General features: G+C 34.5%; 15 protein-coding genes and 1 tRNA gene. 5 read left to right on the top strand and 11 right to left on the bottom strand.

What is annotated here, in order from left to right; genetic code table 11:
• The first annotated feature begins 55 nt into the window (after window positions 1-55).
• Window positions 56-1372: an adenosylhomocysteinase gene (gene ahcY, locus ACE3PD_RS08820; RefSeq protein ID WP_374401565.1), complete on the top strand. Its 1317-nt coding sequence runs from the start codon at window positions 56-58 to the stop codon at window positions 1370-1372.
• A gap of 178 nt (window positions 1373-1550) precedes the next feature.
• Entirely contained in the window at window positions 1551-2651 is a 1101-nt protein-coding gene (locus ACE3PD_RS08815) for a DUF4407 domain-containing protein (protein WP_374401563.1), read from the top strand.
• 52 nt (window positions 2652-2703) lie between these two features.
• Here ACE3PD_RS08815 and ACE3PD_RS08810 read toward each other — a convergent pair whose 3' ends face one another.
• The 5 genes from ACE3PD_RS08810 to ruvC all read right to left on the bottom strand — a co-directional run bounded on the left by ACE3PD_RS08810 (window position 2704) and on the right by ruvC (window position 6492).
• Window positions 2704-3411 (bottom strand): PH domain-containing protein, encoded by a 708-nt coding sequence (locus tag ACE3PD_RS08810; RefSeq protein WP_374401561.1) that lies wholly within the window; start codon window positions 3409-3411, stop codon window positions 2704-2706.
• Window positions 3412-3456: 45 nt separating this feature from the next.
• Window positions 3457-3828 carry an MmcQ/YjbR family DNA-binding protein gene (locus tag ACE3PD_RS08805; RefSeq protein ID WP_374401559.1) on the bottom strand — a complete coding sequence of 124 codons (372 nt, stop codon included), beginning with the start codon at window positions 3826-3828 and terminating at the stop codon, window positions 3457-3459.
• A gap of 8 nt (window positions 3829-3836) precedes the next feature.
• Entirely contained in the window at window positions 3837-4595 is a 759-nt protein-coding gene (locus ACE3PD_RS08800) for a cyclase family protein (protein WP_374401557.1), read from the bottom strand.
• Between the two features lie 92 nt (window positions 4596-4687).
• Complete coding sequence (gene hemW / locus ACE3PD_RS08795) at window positions 4688-5875, bottom strand: radical SAM family heme chaperone HemW (protein ID WP_374401555.1); 1188 nt, start codon at window positions 5873-5875, stop codon at window positions 4688-4690.
• Window positions 5876-5937: 62 nt separating this feature from the next.
• The gene (gene ruvC, locus ACE3PD_RS08790; RefSeq protein WP_026724415.1) at window positions 5938-6492 is read right to left on the bottom strand and encodes a crossover junction endodeoxyribonuclease RuvC; all 555 of its coding nucleotides are present in this window, start codon (window positions 6490-6492) and stop codon (window positions 5938-5940) included.
• 52 nt (window positions 6493-6544) lie between these two features.
• Here ruvC and ACE3PD_RS08785 point away from each other — a divergent pair, with 52 nt between their 5' ends.
• Both ACE3PD_RS08785 and ACE3PD_RS08780 read left to right on the top strand, forming a co-directional pair.
• Entirely contained in the window at window positions 6545-7471 is a 927-nt protein-coding gene (locus ACE3PD_RS08785; RefSeq protein ID WP_374401553.1) for a hypothetical protein, read from the top strand.
• 7 nt (window positions 7472-7478) lie between these two features.
• Window positions 7479-8582, top strand: a complete 1104-nt coding sequence (locus ACE3PD_RS08780; RefSeq protein ID WP_374401551.1) for a glycosyltransferase — start codon at window positions 7479-7481, stop codon at window positions 8580-8582.
• 175 nt (window positions 8583-8757) lie between these two features.
• Here the strand turns inward: ACE3PD_RS08780 and ACE3PD_RS08775 are convergent, their stop codons facing one another.
• Window positions 8758-9240: a hypothetical protein gene (locus ACE3PD_RS08775; RefSeq protein ID WP_374401549.1), complete on the bottom strand. Its 483-nt coding sequence runs from the start codon at window positions 9238-9240 to the stop codon at window positions 8758-8760.
• A gap of 65 nt (window positions 9241-9305) precedes the next feature.
• Here ACE3PD_RS08775 and ACE3PD_RS08770 point away from each other — a divergent pair, with 65 nt between their 5' ends.
• The gene (locus tag ACE3PD_RS08770) at window positions 9306-9803 is read left to right on the top strand and encodes a DUF456 domain-containing protein (protein ID WP_374401547.1); all 498 of its coding nucleotides are present in this window, start codon (window positions 9306-9308) and stop codon (window positions 9801-9803) included.
• A 31-nt stretch (window positions 9804-9834) separates the two neighbouring features.
• Here ACE3PD_RS08770 and ACE3PD_RS08765 read toward each other — a convergent pair whose 3' ends face one another.
• The 5 genes from ACE3PD_RS08765 to dnaE all read right to left on the bottom strand — a co-directional run bounded on the left by ACE3PD_RS08765 (window position 9835) and on the right by dnaE (window position 17544).
• Window positions 9835-11103: an NAD(P)/FAD-dependent oxidoreductase gene (locus ACE3PD_RS08765; protein WP_374401545.1), complete on the bottom strand. Its 1269-nt coding sequence runs from the start codon at window positions 11101-11103 to the stop codon at window positions 9835-9837.
• Between the two features lie 273 nt (window positions 11104-11376).
• Window positions 11377-11453: transfer RNA gene (locus ACE3PD_RS08760), tRNA-Asp, on the bottom strand.
• Window positions 11454-11539: 86 nt separating this feature from the next.
• Entirely contained in the window at window positions 11540-12478 is a 939-nt protein-coding gene (locus tag ACE3PD_RS08755) for a DUF58 domain-containing protein (protein WP_374401542.1), read from the bottom strand.
• Window positions 12479-12587: 109 nt separating this feature from the next.
• Complete coding sequence (trxA, locus tag ACE3PD_RS08750; protein ID WP_374401673.1) at window positions 12588-12920, bottom strand: thioredoxin; 333 nt, start codon at window positions 12918-12920, stop codon at window positions 12588-12590.
• Between the two features lie 97 nt (window positions 12921-13017).
• Entirely contained in the window at window positions 13018-17544 is a 4527-nt protein-coding gene (gene dnaE, locus ACE3PD_RS08745; protein WP_374401540.1) for a DNA polymerase III subunit alpha, read from the bottom strand.
• Window positions 17545-17656 lie beyond the last annotated feature (112 nt).

Genomic DNA, 17656 nt, shown 5'->3' with positions numbered 1-17656 from the left:
GAAACTTATGTTGTAACTTTGCATCCTCAAATTTAAAAATAAATTTATAAACATAATGAGTACAAAAACAATTCCATATGTACCATACAAAGTTAAAGATATTTCTTTAGCAGCATGGGGAAGAAAAGAAATTCAATTAGCAGAAGCTGAAATGCCAGGTTTAATGGCTTTAAGAGCAGAATATGGTGCAAGCCAACCTTTAAAAGGAGCTCGTATTGCTGGATGTTTACACATGACGATTCAAACAGCGGTGTTAATTGAAACATTAGTAGCTTTAGGTGCCGATGTTACTTGGTCTTCATGTAACATTTTCTCAACTCAAGATCATGCTGCTGCTGCTATTGCTGCTGCTGGAATTCCAGTTTATGCATGGAAAGGAATGAATGAAGAAGAATTTGATTGGTGTATTGAGCAAACTTTATTCTTTGGTGAAGAGCGTCAACCATTAAACATGATTTTAGATGACGGTGGTGATTTAACTAACATGGTTTTCGATAGATATACTGAATTAGTTGAAGGAATTAAAGGTTTATCTGAAGAAACTACAACTGGAGTTCACCGTTTATACGAAAGAATGAAAGCTGGAACTTTATATATGCCTGCTATCAACGTAAACGACTCTGTTACTAAATCTAAATTTGACAACAAATATGGATGTAAAGAATCTGCTGTTGATGCTGTTCGTAGAGCAACTGACGTTATGTTAGCTGGAAAAAGAGTTGTTGTTTGTGGTTATGGTGACGTTGGAAAAGGTTCTGCTGCTTCTTTCCGTGGTGCTGGTTCTATTGTAACTGTTACTGAAATTGACCCAATTTGTGCTTTACAAGCTGCAATGGATGGTTTTGAAGTTAAAAAATTAGACACTGTTATTGGTAATGCTGATATCGTAATTACTACAACAGGAAATAAAGATATTGTTGTTGGTCGTCACTTTGAAGCTATGAAAGATAAAACGATTGTTTGTAACATCGGACACTTTGATAACGAAATCGATATGGCTTGGTTAAACAAAAACTTTGGCGCTACTAAAAACGAAGTTAAACCACAAGTTGATATTTACAACGTAAACGGTAAAGAAATTATCATCTTAGCTGAAGGTCGTTTAGTAAACTTAGGTTGTGCTACAGGTCACCCAAGTTTTGTAATGAGTAATTCATTCACAAACCAAACGTTAGCTCAATTAGAATTATGGACAAATAGTGCAGCTTATAAAAATGAAGTGTATATGTTACCTAAACATTTAGATGAAAAAGTAGCAGCGCTTCACTTAGCTAAATTAGGAGTTGAATTAGAAACTTTAAATCCAGAGCAAGCAGCTTACATTGGAGTTGAAGTTCAAGGTCCATTCAAACCTGAGTACTACAGATACTAATTTTTAGTTAATAGTAAAAAGTCACAAATTATATAGAACCCTTGCAGCAATGTGAGGGTTTTTTCTTTTACCAACTATTTTTCAACAAATTAGCAACAACTTGAAACTTTTGGCGTTAAATTTGTACTAATCATCAATCATCAACCTGTCCGCCTTTGGTGGATCAAAATCAATCATCATGTTAAAACGTTTTTTTATGTTATGTTCGGGCGTAGATTCCGACATAATTAATGGCTGTTCTAATGGCGAGCAAAACAAATATGCCGGAATTGGAGCTACCGTTTTCTTCACAGCCGTAATGGCTTTTATTGCTAGTGCTTATGCCCTTTTTACAGTTTTCGATAATGCATTTATAGCTATAGCTTTCGGATTAGTTTGGGGTTTACTAATTTTTAATTTGGATAGATTTATTGTTTCTACCATTAAAAAAAGAGATAGTTTCTTAGACGAATTCATTCAAGCTACTCCGCGAATTGCTTTGGCGATTATTATTGCTATCGTAATTTCAAAACCTTTAGAAATTAAAATCTTCGAAAAAGAAATCAATACGGTTTTATTGAAAGAAAAGAACGAAATGATGTTGGCCAACAAAAAACAAGTAGCCAATTATTTTCAATCGGATTTAGATAAAAACAAAGCGCAAATTGATAGTTTAAAATCAGACATTCTTAAAAAAGAGAAAGAAGTAAACGATTTGTACTCAGTTTATATTACCGAAGCTGAAGGAACTGCCGGAACTAAAAAGTTAGGCAAAGGTCCAGTTTATAAAGAAAAACGTGAAAAACACGATGCGGCTTTGCAAGATTTAGCGACATTAAAAACTACTAATCAAGCAAAAATCTCCGATTTAGAAACGAAAGCTAAAACCTTACAAGCCGATTTGGACAAAAAAGTAACGGAAACCCAACCTATTATAGAAGGTTTCGACGGATTAATGGCTCGAATTAACGCCTTGAATAAATTACCATTCTTACCTTCGCTTTTTATCATGTTATTGTTTTTAGCGATTGAAACTTCACCCATTATTGCCAAATTATTATCGCCAAAAAGCGAATACGATTTCAAACAAGAAGATAACGAAATGGGCATCAAAAATATGTTAGCGCAAAATCGTTATCAAAGCGAATTACAAAAACAAACCGATGCCGAAATCTACGATAAAGTCTATGCCGACATTAAAGAAGATAAAGAACTGTACAACTACAAAAAGAAAAGTGCTACGGAATTACTTAAACTCCAAGCCGATGGTTTTGTAGAGAAACAGAAGAAAACGATGTAAAAACATAGTAAAGAAAAACCCAACATTTTAAAAGTGTTGGGTTGATTTTTTATTACAGATATTTTAATATCTCCGATTTTAATCGGTCATATTCGCCTTGAAGGATTAATCCGTTATCTAATAATTTTTTATAATTCTGAAGTTTGGCAAACAATTCGTCTTGCGTTAAATGTGCTAATCCTTTTTCTTCCGAAATTGGAGCTTCTACTTCTGTATCACGAATTACATCGTTTGGAGTTGGCATAATTTCAGCATAAAGTGTTACTTCTTCTGTTGGAACTTCCTCAACTTCGGCTTCTTGAACAGGAGTTTCAATTGGAGCTTCTGTTTTAACTTCTTCCACAACTGGTGTAGCTACTTTTGGATTTTTCAACAAATCCAATTGCTCTTTAGCGTAAGTATATAATTTTCGCGCTTGATTTTTTGGTAAATAATCAACGGTGTGCGTTAAATCAGAATTAGTTGTAAAAGTAAAATCAGCACCTAAAATTCCTTCTTTTACAAACGAACCTGCGATGTCGTCCCAATCGTAATCAATGAATTCCATGGATAATCCTAAGTTTTTAGGTTTGCATAAAATGATACGTTTGTTTGTCACCACAATGCTATCTGGAAAAATAGTTACTGCTGGTTTTTTCTGAACCGCAATATAGCCTACTTCTTCATTTGACATTAAAAGATTCTCCAATTTAGCCGTGATTTTCTCAATAGCTTTTGGATCTTGATCTTCGTTTAATATTTTTTTTAAGTTGTCTATCATGATAGTTACTTTGACTTTTCTTTATTAATAGCACAAAAGTAATGCCTAATTTTCAAATTCTTGAATTTCTTGTTGGACTTTTTTCGTTAAACTTTTGAAAACAAGTTCGTAGGAATGATTAATCAATTCGCACATCATTTTATCGGAAACATCACCATGAAAACGAACCGTATTCCAATGTATTTTACTCATGTGATATCCAGGTTCGATAGCTTCATACTCTGCGCGAAGTTCTAAAGCACGTTCTGGATCACATTTTAAATTTAACGAAGGCGTTCCTTTTTCCCATTCGGATAATGACGTTAAGCAAAACATTTTTCCTCCTACTTTAAACACCAACGTATCTTCATCAAACGGAAAATGTTCGGTAACGTCTTTTTTAGATTGACAGAATTCGTATAATTGTTGAATGTTCATTTTGATAATTACTTTTCAATTTTATACAAAATAGGTTTTGATGGTGAAGCATCATTTTCAAACGAAGCGAATTGTAAATTCAATAAATAACTCCCGTCTTTTATTTCTTCATTAACGTAAATCATTTCCGTAATCGTACAATTGAATCGAGCATCTTGATTGACTTGATTCACATCTTTTACATTCCAAAACGCTTTGTGTGCTAATAATTTTCCTTCGTCGTGTTCTTTGTCGACACTTGGTAAATCGATTAACAAATGCTGAATTCCTTTTTCTCTGACAAAAATCGCAGCAGCTTCTTCTAAGTAAGGCGGATTCGTATTAGAGTAATTCAAATGCTTTTTACTTTCTGGATTTGGTAAAGTTCTTATGATTATTGCTTCTGGCGAATTTTCTTCCAAAGCAAGTTCAATTTGTGCTTTTGTAATAACTAAATCTTCCCCAATCTTTTTTGGCTCCACAGAAATCAATTCCGCAGTAAAGAAAAACTGCTTTAAACATTGATTTATCGAATAAAAATCGCGGGTAATATGTCCCAAACACTCCGTATGCGTGCCATGCGCATGAGGATTGAAGAAAATATTATTAAAATTGGTTGATGATTTTCCCTCCGAAACTTTTCCTATCCAATCGCCCATTTTTACGGGTTCAATTTCAGGTGTATTTTGATACCACGCAATCGGATTTTGTTCGTTGTTTGTTAATGGAATAGAAATATCAAGAGGTTTTGATAAATCGATTTGTATGTTGTTGATGGTTGCTTTCATATTAATTAACCGCAATGGTCAAAAAGTTTTTCACTAAGTTCACAAAGCTTTGTGTTTCATTGTGCTTTCTTTGTGTGCTTAGTGGTTAATAATCAATCCAAATTTAATAAAAATAAGTCGGAAGCTATTCCATCACTTAAAAACTTTCCTTTTTTAGTAGTTCGTAAAATATTATCATCCACAAATAACAAATGATCTTCGATAAATTTTGCTGCTTGACGGTTCAAATAATCCAAATAGGTTTTCCCAAATTCTTGCTCGATTCGCTCTAATGAAATGCCCCAAATCGTGCGCAAACCCGTCATAATATATTCGTTGTAACGGTCGGTTTTGGTTAAGGTTTCGATTTCAATTGGCAATTTATTTTCTTGAATCGATTTAATATAAAGCGAATTATTAGAAATATTCCAACCTCGATTTTTTCCATCATAACTGTGTGCTGACGGACCAATTCCGATGTATTTTTTGCCCAACCAATAACTCGAATTGTTTTTGGAGAAATAGTTTTCTTTTCCAAAATTCGATAATTCGTAATGAATGAATCCGTTTTCTGAAAGTTTATCAACCAAAATTTGAAAATGCTCTTGTGCGACATCGTCATCAGGTTGCGGAATGATTCCTTTTTGAATGAACGAATGCAAAGCTGTTTTGGGTTCGACCGTTAAGGCGTAACTCGAAATATGCGGCACACCAAAAGACAAAGCCGTTTCAATATTTTGCAACCACTTTTTATTTGACATTTCGGGAATTCCATAAATCAAATCAATGGAAATATTGTCGAAATATTGAGTAGCAATTTCCAAACACTTTTTAGCTTCTTCCACATTGTGTGCGCGATTCATCAACTTCAAATCGTCTTCAAAAAATGATTGAATTCCGATTGATAAACGGTTAATGCCAATTTCTTTGTATGCTTCAAAAATAGTTCTCGACTTCGCTCGAACTGACAAATCTGTTTCATAGTCAAATCGAGCGAAGTCGAGATGTAAATCATCAGAATTGGCTTCTAACGTAATTTCTGGATTTTCGACTACTTTATAGTTTCGATACACTGCATCAATCAAAAATCTCAAATCTTCAATCGACAATATTGAAGGCGTTCCACCACCAAAATAAATTGTCTCTACTATCTCATCTTGAAATTCACTTTTACGCATTTCAATTTCTTTAGCCAATGCCAAAATCATTTCGTCTTTTTTCTTCAACGAAGTAGAAAAATGAAAATCGCAATAGTGACAAGCTTGCTTACAAAAAGGGATATGGATGTAGATTCCTGACATTTTATTAGTGTTCAGTCGCAGTCGCAGTTTGCAGTGCTGAGACTGAAAACTGCGACTGAAAACTATTTTTTAACTCGCGACTCATTCTGTTTTACAAAAGCATCCCAACCCGAATAGCTTTTCCCCACTTCTACTCTTCCTGAATTGAAAAAATGACAAACTGCTGCAGCCAAACCATCTGTTGAGTCGAGGTTTTTTGGTAATTCTTTCAACCCTAATAATTGTTGGAGCATTTTGGCTACCTGTTCTTTGCTGGCGTTTCCATTTCCGGTGATGGCCATTTTAATTTTTTTGGGTTCGTATTCTGTAATAGGAATATCTCTCGAAAGTCCGGCTGCCATGGCAACGCCTTGCGCTCTTCCTAATTTTAGCATCGATTGCACATTTTTTCCAAAAAAAGGCGCTTCAATAGCAATTTCATCTGGATTGTGTGTGTCGATTAATTCAATGGTTCGCTCAAAAATGACTCTTAATTTCTGATAATGGTTGTCGTATTTGGACAAAATGAGTTCGTTCAACTGTAGAAATTCCATTTTCTTGTTGACTACTTTGATTAATCCAAAACCCATAATCGTCGTTCCTGGGTCAATTCCTAATATGATGCGTTCGTTTGCCAAAATTTTGTATCAGGTTTCAAGTTTCAAGTTTAAAGTTTTGTTTCTTTGCAACATGATTTCAATTCCTCACAAAGCTAAGCAATTCCTTGTTTTTACCATCAAACTTTTGATTGTAATTGGTGCGTTTTATTTTATTTATGACCAAATTGCCAGTAATTCAAAGTTAGAATGGAGTAAATTCCAAACTTTAGTTTTAGAAAAGACTTCGATAACAACTATCATTTTCATTTTATTGTTTAGTGTTGCGAATCGTTATTTCGAAATTTTAAAATGGCAAAACTTAGTTGATTTCATCAAACCAATTTCGATTGGCGAAGCAAGCAAACAAGTTTTAGGTGCCTTAACTGCTGGAATTTTCACACCAAATGGCTTAGGAGAATATGCCGGAAAAGCCATGTTTTTCAAAAAAGAACAAACCAAAAAAGTTGTATTTTTAAATTTAATTTGCAACGGAATCCAAATGATTTTGACAATTATTTTCGGAATCCTTGGATTGATTTTAATAGGATATTGGAAATGGGCTTTAGCGATTATTGGAATTGCCGTTGTCTTATTTTTAATTGCTGTTCTTTCAAAAAACATTACGATTAAAGGTTATTCCATTCAAAAATTACTTCACAAAATCAACGAAATTCCAAAGAAGATTCATCGAAAAAATATTGTCCTGGGCATTTGTCGTTACTTAGTTTTTTCGCATCAATATTATGTTTTGTTTTTGTTTTTTGATGTCAACTTACCTTATCTAACATTGGTTAGCTCGATTGCTGCGGTTTATTTTTTAGCTTCTTCGCTACCAAGTTTTCAATTTTTAGATTTTGCTGTAAAAGGAAGTGTGGCGATGTTTTTCTTCGGGAAATATGGTGTTAACGAATGGATTGTAATTTTCATTAGTACGTTAATGTGGTTTTTAAATGTAGTTTTACCTGTAGTAATTGGAAGTTATTATGTGATGCGATTTAAGTTGAATACTTCAAAATAGATTCTTTATGTTGGAATTAATTCTCGGAATTGTTTTTCTCATTTATATCCTATTTATTGGGCAACTGATTTATGGATTCAATCGAATGAAACGATTTTCTAAAAAAGAATTCACTCCAAAAACATCTTTTACCATTGTGGTTCCGTTCCGAAATGAAAGAGAGAATCTCCCGAATTTATTGCATTCGATTTCATTGTTGCATTATCCGAAAGAATTGGTTGAAATTATTTTAGTGGATGATGATTCTGAAGAAGTGTTCAGTGTTCAGGATTTAGTGTTCAGTTTAAAAGTAATTAAAAACGACAGAAAATCAAATTCACCAAAGAAAGATGCGATTGAAACCGCGATTCAAGTTACCAAAAACGATTGGATTATTACTACTGATGCCGATTGTTTGATTCAGAAAGATTGGCTAACGACTTTCGATCAATATATTCAGGAAAATGAAGTGGAAATGGTGGCTTCTGGAGTTTGTTATGTTCCGAAAAGTGGTTTTTTATCGGCTTTTCAGAATTTAGATTTCTTGAGTTTACAAGGCGCTACCATTGGAAGTTTTGGAATCAATCAACCTTTTATGTGTAATGGTGCTAATTTTGCCTATTCTAAACAATTTTTCAAGAGATTAAACGGATTCCAAGGAAATGAAACTATTGCAAGTGGTGATGATGTTTTTTTATTACAAAAAGCAGTTTCTGTTGCTCCGAAAAAAGTTGGGTTTTTGTTGGCTAAAGAAAGTATTGTCGCTACAAAACCAGTTGCAACTTGGAGTGAATTGTTTCAGCAACGCGTTCGCTGGGCTTCGAAAAGCACCGGTTACTCTTCAGTTTATGGAAAGTTGTTAGCGCTTGTGGTTTTGGGCGGGAATTTGGCTTGGATAGTGAGTTTTCTACTTTGGTTGGTAGGTTTATTGGACCAAAATATTTTCATGCTTTTTGTTTCTTTGAAATTCCTAATCGATTTTATCTTGATTTACAAAACCGCTAATTTCTTCGAATCGAAATTGCAATATGTGTTAGCGAGTAGTTTGTTGTATCCGTTTTTTAGTGTGGCGGTGGCAGTGTATTCATTATTTGGAAAATACAATTGGAAAGGGAGAAACTTTAGAAAATAATTTTAAACACGAATTTCACGAATTAGCACGAATTGTTTTTAACATATAAGTCATGTAAGTTTTTAAAGTGAAAATTTTTCACGAATAAAGTTCAGATAAGATTTTAAAAATTATTGAAATTTCTTAAATCTGTGTTCCTAACTTGAAATTGTAATTGCACTTGACTTACACTTGCTTACTTCTCCATTTTGATAATCACTGGAAGTACAAATTGTGTTTTTACTTTTACGCCTCTTTTGATGGCAGGTTCTACTTTTGGGAAATCAGATAATCTTGAAGTTAGAATACTATCGATTTTTGTTTTATCTGCCAAAGCAATGCTGTCGTTTGGATATAGGGTTTCGAATTGTAAACTCGAATCGGGATTTACGGTCACTTTTACGTTGATGGTGTCGATTTCTGGATATTCAATACGTAATGTGTCAATTCCTATTCGTTCCTGAATGGTTTGTGCCATGTAATCAAAGAAACATTGTGTTTTAATTTCCGCATCTTTTATCGTATCACATTGCAAAACTGATGGAAATTCATCCACTTCGTCCCAATTGATTTTTTTCAATTCTTGTTCTAATAATTCCTTTTCATTCGGCACTTCTTTTTCGAAATACTGACAAGAAACCATAAAAAGTGAAAGAAGTAAACCCCAAAATAATTTCATTATTTGATTTTTAATACATCATAAGAAACAAAGTTATAAATTTGTTAGACAATAACTAAAATCTTATGGAATACTTTTTATTGATTCTGGGTTTGCTTTTAATGATAGTGGGAATTATTGGCAGCTTACTTCCTGCTTTACCAGGTCCGCCAATAAGTTGGGTTGGGATTTTACTGCTTTATTTTTGTCAAGGAATCGAAACCAATTATTGGTTACTAGGCATTACTTTAGTAATTGCTATTGTGATTGGGATTTTAGATTATGTGATTCCAGCACAAGGCACGAAATACTTTGGCGGTAGTAAATACGGAATATGGGGAACGAATATCGGTTTAGTAATCGGCTTGTTTTTTCCTCCTTTTGGGTTTTTGATTGGGCCTTTTTTAGGAGCTTTGATAGGCGAACTCATTTACAATTCAAACGAAGGAAAACGCGCTTTTAAAGCTGCTACTGGTTCGTTCTTAGGTTTCTTGGCGGGAACGTTTATAAAGTTTCTAGTGAGTTTGCTTTTCTTAGGATTGTTTTTAGTTGTTGCGTGGCAAAATAAATCAATATGGTTGTAATAAAAAATCCTGAATTACTTCAGGATTTTTGCTATATTTTTTCTTTTGGCCTTACAATTATTCGCAATGATTGATCTTTAGTGAAATAAGCAATTGCCCAATTGTATAAAGTTTGTAAACGATTTCTGTAATTAACTAACGACATAATGTGAACAAACAACCACATAATCCATGCAAAAAAACCATAAAAATGAGTATTCGCTGGAATATCAGCAACTGCTCGTGCTCTGCCGATAATCGCCATCGATCCCTTGTCGCTATATTTAAAGACTCGTAAAGGCTTATTAGAAAGCATATTTTTAAAATTCTTTGCAATATTTTTACCTTGTTGAATAGCTACTTGTGCTACTTGAGGATGTCCTTGAGGGAATTTAGCATCTACATTTTCCATAATACAAGTATCTCCAATAGCAAAAATATTGGCTGTTCCTTTGACTTTATTAAATCCATCAACTAGAAGTCGTTTGCCTCTACCATAAGATTCCGTAGGAATTCCTTTAAACAACATAGCGGAAACCCCAGCAGCCCAAATTAAGTTTTTAGTCTTAATGTAAGAACCGTCTTTAAAAGTTACCACTTCACCATCATAATCCACAACCTGAGTATTTAATTTTACTTGTACTCCTAATTTTTTTAATGATTCAAGAGTATATTTTTGTGATTTTTCACTCATGGGTGCTAACAATCGATCCCCTCCATCCACTAAAAAAATTTCGGTTTTACGCACATTGTTTAATTCTGGATATTCTTTTCTAATGATTGTTTTACTCATCTCTGCAAACATTCCAGAAACTTCAACACCTGTAGGACCTCCGCCTGCAATAACCATTGTTAAAAGACGTTTTCTTTCGGCTTTACTTTTTGATATTGTTGCTTTTTCTATACGTTGGAGCAAAATATTTCTCATGTTAAGAGCATCATCTAACGTTTTCATTGGAATAGCATGCTTTTTTACATTTTCCATTCCAAAATAATTGCTCTCTGTACCTGTTGCAAAAACTAAATAATCATATACGATTTCGCCATTATTCAACTTTAAGAGATTCTCCGATGGCACAACTTCTACAAATTCTCCTAACCAGAAACGAATATTCTTATTATCTTTTAATAACTTTCTGAAAGGATAACTGATGGAAGATGGCTCTAAAAAACCTGTTGCTACTTGATAAATTAAAGGGGGAAAAAAATGATAATTATTTTTATCAACCAAAGTTATGGTATAGTTAGTTTCTTTTGCTAGTGAGTTTGCAAGGTTTATTCCTGCAAATCCGCCTCCAATAATCACAATATGCTTTTTCATTTTGTGTAACTTTTTAATATCGTTATATGATATTCTAGATTGCAAAATTAAGGTATAAATAACAATGTATTAAAGAGATTAGAAAAATAATTTCTTAAAAAACACTAAATTTTTGAGGTCACAAAATCAAAAAAGCCCTGCATCAAATGCAAAGCTTTTCATTGGTCTAACTACTAAACCTTTTTGGTACTTTCGTACCTAAACAACACAACTATTTTAAATATTGTAAGAGGGCAAAAAAGCCTTTCTTGTTACGAAAGGCTTCCTCTAAACTGGCGGTCTGGACGGGACTCGAACCCGCGACCCCATGCGTGACAGGCATGTATTCTAACCAACTGAACTACCAAACCAGTGCTTGATTGCGAGTGCAAATATACTACGCTTTTTCATTCCTGCAAATATTTTTGCAAAAAAAATTAAACTTTTTTTAGTGTTTTTAGCCAAACTTTTGTTTTTCAACCAAATACGTTAGTAAAATTTTTTCAAAATTTTCACCTACAGAAACGGGTACATAGCGAATTTGATACTGCATACACGTTGCTTCTATCGTTTTGAAATATTCTTGTACCACTTTTTGATATGATTCTTGCGTATTTTCGGCAAATAAATTAATTTCTTCTCCCGATTCTACATCAATAAATTTTCGTGGCGTATTATCAAAATTGAAATTTAACTCGGTTTTTTCATCATACACATGAAAGACCACTACTTTATGTTTGTTGTGTTTTAAATGTTGAAGCGCTTTAAAGATTTTATCGTTGTCCTCTTCCGACCCTTCGGAATGAAACATATCAGTAAACAAAATTACCATAGAACGACGATGAATATTTTCAGCTATTTGATGTAAAAAAGTTACAGTATCCGTTTTCCGAGTGGTTTTGTTTTGCGATAACATTTCTTCTAGCTTGTTCAAAATCATGCGATGATGACGCTCACTTCCTTTTTCTGGCGAATAATATTCATACGTATCCGAATAAACACTCAATCCAACTGCATCGCGTTGCTTTTTAAGTAAATTCATCAAAACCGCAGAAGCCAATACCGAAAAACCGATTTTACTCTCATAAAACGGCTGATTTTCCTTTAATTTCGGATAATGCATCGAAGACGAATTGTCTAAAATCAAATGACAACGCAAATTGGTTTCTTCTTCGTAGCGTTTAGTGTATAATCTATCGGTTTTGGCGTATAATTTCCAATCGATATGCTTGGTACTTTCTCCTGGATTGTAAATTTTATGTTCCGCAAACTCTGCCGAAAATCCATGAAAAGGCGATTTGTGCATACCCGAAATAAAACCTTCGACAATTTGGTTAGCCAAAAGTTCTAAATGCTCAAAACTGGAAATTTTTTCTATTTGCTGTTCTAAATTCATATCGTAAAGATAGAAAAAGATTTTATTTTTTGGTGAAAGGCGATGGATGAAAGGTTATGAATAAAAAAAGGCCCAACTTTCGTTGAGCCTTGAATTTCTTTTTCAAATATTATAGTAATGCGTCAATTGCATCAGTATACGTTTTCTTTGGAGCAACACCCACTTGTCTTCCAACCACTTCTCCGTTTTGGAATACTAAAACTGTTGGAATATTTCTAACTCCGTATTTTGCTGCAAATTCTTGGTTTGCGTCAACATCCACTTTTCCTACTACTGCTTTTCCTTCGTACTCAGCAGAAATTTCGTCGATAACTGGACCAACCATTCTACATGGACCACACCAAGCTGCCCAAAAATCAACTACTACTGGTTTATCTGATTTTAAAACTACTTCCTCAAAAGTAGCATCTGTAATTGCTAATGCCATATTGTTTTTCTTTATGTTTTTACTTTATTGATATGCAAATTTAGGAATTAAATTGAAATGAATTCGCTTTTAAAAATTAGTTTTTGTTATAGTTGCATTTTCAGAATTGATACTAATTCAACCTAAAACTCAATTGCATGCGCTCTAATTCTTGCAATAATTCCGATGAAATTTTGACTTTTAACTTTCTACTTGGCATCACTAACTTAGTTTTCACTACTATTTCCTCTTTTTCTGTTGGAACAGCGATATCCATTTCTTCCATTTCATCAAAATTTTCTTCCATTTCATCTTCTGTATCGGCTGCAATCATGGCAATTGGTTTTTCTTCCACCATTCGCTTAATTTTCTCCAATTCCATAACTTCAAAAGTTACATTATGATCGCCTTTGTGTTGGGCAAAAATTTGATTTAATTCCGTAATCACCCCTTCTTTTACTTCGTTAATTGCTAATTGAAGAATTAATTTTTTGGCAAATGTTGGCAACACATCAGCTAACATTTTCACATCCAAAAACTGAATTCGAGGATCCGATTTTTTACCCGTTTCGCGATTTACCCAACCTTCTTTGACCGTAATTTTAAAGTAAGCAAACTGATTTTGCAATAAGAAATGTCTAAATTTCAAATACTCTTCATCAAAAATTCGGAATTCGAAACTCTCATCATAACCTTCCACTACAAAAGTTGCCCAACCTTTACCGTTTTTAGCTGTTCGATGTTGCACATTAGTTACAATTCCACCAAAAGAAAGGTTCTTTCCAACGTTTTGTTCTAAGTTTTTCAAACCTTCCAAGTTGGCATTACAGAAATATTTCATTTCAAATTTATAATCATCTAATGGATGACCCGAAATGTAAATTCCTACTACTTCTTTTTCTTTCGCCAACTTCTCCATAGTACTCCATTCTTCACATGGTGGCACTTGTGGCTCTGCAATTTGTACTTCAGAAGCATCTCCAAACAAACTTACTTGCGCAGAATTTTCATTTTCTTGAAATTTCGAACCGTAACGAATCGCCTTTTCTAAAAATGTAATTCCGTCGCCATCATGATGAAAATATTGGGCACGATGTGTTTCTGCAAAACCATCAAAACCTCCGGCTAAAGCTAAGTTTTCAAATGCTTTTTTGTTAGCCGCACGTAAATCAATTCGTTTCGCTAAATCGAAGATGGATTTATATTTTCCGTCTTTTCGGTTATCAATGATAGTTTGAACAGCTCCTGCACCAACACCTTTAATCGCTCCCATTCCGAAACGAACCGCATAATCTTCATTTACCGTAAATTTATAATACGATTCATTCACGTCTGGACCCAAAACGGCTAATCCCATACGCTTACATTCTTCCATAAAGAACGAAACTTGTTTGATATCGTTCATGTTATTGGAAAGTACCGCAGCCATATATTCCGCTGGATAATGTGCTTTTAAATATGCGGTTTGGTAGGCAATCCAAGCATAACAAGTAGAGTGCGATTTATTGAAGGCATAACTCGCAAACGCTTCCCAATCGGTCCAAATTTTATCTAATTTTTGTTCGTCGTGACCATTTGCTTTTGCTTGATCGATGAACTTAGATTTCATTTTATCCAAGACATCTTTCTGCTTTTTACCCATCGCTTTACGAAGTACGTCGGCATCACCTTTAGAGAAATTTGCCAATTTCTGTGACAGAAGCATCACCTGTTCTTGGTAAACGGTAATTCCGTAAGTTTCTCCTAAATATTCTTCGCAAGCATCTAAATCGTAGGTAATCGGTTCTTCTCCATTTTTTCTTCGAATGAAAGACGGAATATACTCCAATGGTCCAGGTCGATATAACGCATTCATGGCAATTAAATCGGCAAAAACTGTTGGTTTTAAGTCCTTCATGTATTTTTGCATTCCGGGTGATTCGTATTGGAAAATACCAACCGTTTCACCTCTTTGGAACAACTCATATGTTTTAACGTCATCAATTGGAAATTCGTCAGGATTCAAATCGATTCCTAAACGATATTTTACCAATTTTACCGTGTCTTTAATTAAGGTTAGGGTTTTTAATCCCAAGAAGTCCATCTTCAACAAACCAGCACTTTCAGCGACGGAATTGTCAAATTGGGTTACATATAAATCGGAATCTTTGGCAGTGGTTACGGGAACGAAATTCGTAATATCATCGGGCGTAATAATCACTCCACAAGCGTGAATTCCGGTATTTCGCATTGAACCTTCTAAGACTTTTGCTTGTTGAATGGTTTCTCCGGCTAAGTCTTCGGAATTGGCAATTTCGATTAATTCTTTTACTCGGTCAAATTCTTCTGAACGTAAGGCTTTTTTGACTTCGGATTCATCTTCGGCTAAAAATCTTGCTAAATTCCATTTTGATGGCATCATACCTGGAATCAATTTGGCAATTCTATCGGCTTCAAAAAGTGGTAAATCCAATACACGAGCGGTATCTCGAATTGCCGATTTCGTAGCCATTTTACCATAGGTAATAATCTGCGCTACTTGGTTTGCTCCATATTTATTGATTACATAATCCATCACACGACCACGACCTTCATCATCGAAGTCGATATCGATATCGGGCATGGAAACACGGTCGGGATTCAGGAAACGCTCAAAAAGCAAGTCGTATTTAATCGGGTCGATATTCGTAATTCCTAAACAATAGGCTACAGCCGAACCCGCAGCCGAACCACGACCTGGCCCAACGGAAACATCCATTTTTCTAGCTTCAGCGATGAAATCTTGTACAATTAAGAAATAACCCGGATAACCTGAATTAGAAATCGTTAATAATTCAAAATCTAAACGTTCTTGGATATCTGGTGTGATTTCGCCATAGCGTTTTTTTGCACCTTCCATCGTAAGATGTTTCAAATACGCATTTTCACCACGAACTCCGCCATCTAATTTGTCTTCCTCTACTTCAAATTCGTCAGGAATTTTAAATTTTGGAAGCAATACATCGCGATATAAAGAATACGGTTCGGTTTTATCGATGATTTCTTGAATATTGATAATCGCTTCAGGTAAATCCGCAAAAAGTTGCTTCATTTCGTCACCCGATTTAAAATAATATTCTTGATTTGGTAATCCGTAGCGATAACCACGTCCACGTCCAATAGGAGTCGCTTGTTTTTCACCATCTTTTACACACAATAAAATGTCGTGTGCATTGGCATCTTCTTTATTAACGTAATAGGTATTGTTAGTCGCGATTAACTTCACATTATGTTTTTTCGCGAAAGCGATTAAAGTTTGATTAACGCGATTCTCGTCTTCTTGTTTGTGACGCATTAATTCCAAATAGAAATCAGAACCGAATTGTTCCTTCCACCAAATTAAAGCTTCTTCCGCTTGACTTTCCCCGACATTCAAAATTTTACTAGGAATTTCACCATATAAATTTCCAGACAGCACGATGATGTCTTCTTTGTATTGCTCCACGATTTTTCTATCAATACGCGGAACGTAATAGAAACCATCAGTGTAAGCAATGGATGACATTTTGGCTAAATTGTGATAGCCTTTTTTATTTTTTGCCAACAAAACCACTTGATAACCGTTGTCTTTTTTGGTCTTATCTTTATGATCGTCACAGATATTGAATTCGCAACCAACAATCGGCTTGATTACGGTTTCCGTTGGTTCTTCACCGTTTTCAATTAACTCTTTGTTTTTGGTTTCAGCTGCTTTGTTATGATTTAAAATGGCGCTTACAAAATGAAAAGCACCCATCATATTTCCCGTATCGGTCATGGCAACTGCAGGCATTTTGAACTTTGCTGAAGCTTTTACCAAATCATTAATTGCAATAGTGGATTGTAATACCGAAAACTGAGTGTGATTGTGCAAATGAGCAAAAGCAGCGTCTTTTAAATCCGCTTTTGTTGCATCTGAAATAGTGGCTTGCTCTTCTTCGCTTTGGATTTTTTGCAATCGCGCTCTGATTTCGTCCGAAGCTTTTTTGAGATTGATATGTTTTAATCCAATAAGCTGAATTTCGCCTGGATTATTTTCACGAAAACGTCTAAAATATTCTGGCGTTACGTCTAATTCTTCTTTGGTAAACACTTCTCTTTTGATTAATTCCAAAAAACAACGAGTAGTTGCTTCCACGTCGGCAGTAGCGTTGTGTGCTTCTGCGAAGGGTTGATTAAAAAGATATTGATGTAATTCGGTAAGTGTTGGCAATTTGAATTTACCTCCACGACCTCCCGGTAATTTTAATAAATCGGCAGTAGTTTCAGTACACGTATCTAAAACGGGCATTTTAGTTAAATCGGTTCCAATGCCAAATCGATGAAATTCGCAACCCATGATATTCACGTCAAACCCTACATTTTGCCCAACAATGAATTTTGCTTTTGAAAGTGCGATATTGAATTTCTCTAAAACTTCTGATAGTAGAATTCCTTGCTCCATTGCTAACTCGGTAGAAATACCATGAATTCTTTCGGCATCATAAGGAATATTGAAACCTTCGGGCTTAACCAAATAATCTTGGTGCTCGATTAAATTTCCCATTTCGTCATGCAATTGCCATGCAATTTGTATACAACGAGGCCAGTTATCGGTATCCGTTATTGGTGCCGACCAACTGCGAGGTAAACCTGTGGTTTCTGTATCGAAAATTAAGTACATCTATCTGATAATTAAGCTAAAGAAAAAAAACAAAAGCAAATTTTGAATAAAAACAAAAATACATTTTAAGTTATTGAATGCCAATTTAAGTTATCAACAAAACAAAAAACCA

The sequence above is a fragment of the Flavobacterium sp. genome (genome assembly GCF_041911335.1).
Lineage (GTDB): Bacteria > Bacteroidota > Bacteroidia > Flavobacteriales > Flavobacteriaceae > Flavobacterium.
Note: the sequence above shows the minus strand (reverse complement) of the source record. Positions and strands in the feature narration are given on the sequence as shown.

What these genes read in the sequence shown, in the direction of transcription:
- ahcY (WP_374401565.1), top strand. Translation starts at nt 56, where the DNA reads ATGAGTACAAAAACAATTCCATATGTACCATACAAAGTTAAAGATATT.
- ACE3PD_RS08815 (WP_374401563.1), top strand. Translation starts at nt 1,551, where the DNA reads ATGTTAAAACGTTTTTTTATGTTATGTTCGGGCGTAGATTCCGACATA.
- ACE3PD_RS08810 (WP_374401561.1), bottom strand. Translation starts at nt 3,411, where the DNA reads ATGATAGACAACTTAAAAAAAATATTAAACGAAGATCAAGATCCAAAA.
- ACE3PD_RS08805 (WP_374401559.1), bottom strand. Translation starts at nt 3,828, where the DNA reads ATGAACATTCAACAATTATACGAATTCTGTCAATCTAAAAAAGACGTT.
- ACE3PD_RS08800 (WP_374401557.1), bottom strand. Translation starts at nt 4,595, where the DNA reads ATGAAAGCAACCATCAACAACATACAAATCGATTTATCAAAACCTCTT.
- hemW (WP_374401555.1), bottom strand. Translation starts at nt 5,875, where the DNA reads ATGTCAGGAATCTACATCCATATCCCTTTTTGTAAGCAAGCTTGTCAC.
- ACE3PD_RS08785 (WP_374401553.1), top strand. Translation starts at nt 6,545, where the DNA reads ATGATTTCAATTCCTCACAAAGCTAAGCAATTCCTTGTTTTTACCATC.
- ACE3PD_RS08780 (WP_374401551.1), top strand. Translation starts at nt 7,479, where the DNA reads ATGTTGGAATTAATTCTCGGAATTGTTTTTCTCATTTATATCCTATTT.
- ACE3PD_RS08775 (WP_374401549.1), bottom strand. Translation starts at nt 9,240, where the DNA reads ATGAAATTATTTTGGGGTTTACTTCTTTCACTTTTTATGGTTTCTTGT.
- ACE3PD_RS08770 (WP_374401547.1), top strand. Translation starts at nt 9,306, where the DNA reads ATGGAATACTTTTTATTGATTCTGGGTTTGCTTTTAATGATAGTGGGA.
- ACE3PD_RS08765 (WP_374401545.1), bottom strand. Translation starts at nt 11,103, where the DNA reads ATGAAAAAGCATATTGTGATTATTGGAGGCGGATTTGCAGGAATAAAC.
- ACE3PD_RS08755 (WP_374401542.1), bottom strand. Translation starts at nt 12,478, where the DNA reads ATGAATTTAGAACAGCAAATAGAAAAAATTTCCAGTTTTGAGCATTTA.
- dnaE (WP_374401540.1), bottom strand. Translation starts at nt 17,544, where the DNA reads ATGTACTTAATTTTCGATACAGAAACCACAGGTTTACCTCGCAGTTGG.